The sequence below is a fragment of the Vibrio sinaloensis DSM 21326 genome, assembly GCF_000189275.1.
In the GTDB taxonomy this organism is placed as follows: domain Bacteria; phylum Pseudomonadota; class Gammaproteobacteria; order Enterobacterales; family Vibrionaceae; genus Vibrio; species Vibrio sinaloensis.
Map to the genome: position 1 here is coordinate 1 of NZ_AEVT01000045.1, position 451 is coordinate 451.

A 451-nucleotide genomic window follows, 5' to 3' on the forward strand; every position below is an offset into this window, starting at 1 on the left:
TTTTTACTATGCGTTGGTTTTAGTGATTAAGGTGGCATGCGGAGGCTTCGGTATTGCATTGCTCACACCTTAACAGGGCGTTATGTTTCAAGGAGGAAAAAGTGGAAATCCCGGAAATAGGAAACCTGTTTTTTGGTCTGATAGCTTCAATTGGTACTGTTGTCGCTACTCTTTACAATGTTGGGCAAGTTAGAAAAATTAACGCTGAGTTACTCGCATCATTTGAAGTCGCGCTTGAGAAACAAAATAAACACTCAGTTACCGAACTCTTCAGGCTCATTCATGGTTTGCGAATGAATTATTCCGACATTGTAGTCTTAGTTAATGATGACAATTGTTCCAAAATTATTTATGCCTTGAAGAAGACTCCGGGCATAGTAAGTTTTGAAAATGGTAAGTTTCAATATTCAGGGGGTAGGTAAGATTCGCTTATTCATGATGGCTGATAGGT

The 451-nt window shown here is 39.0% G+C and carries 1 protein-coding gene; it reads left to right on the plus strand.

Translation table 11 applies throughout. The features are described from left to right. Nucleotides 1-101: 101 nt before the first annotated feature. Nucleotides 102-422 (plus strand): hypothetical protein, encoded by a 321-nt coding sequence (locus RH45_RS06800; RefSeq protein ID WP_008075353.1) that lies wholly within the window; start codon nucleotides 102-104, stop codon nucleotides 420-422. Nucleotides 423-451 lie beyond the last annotated feature (29 nt).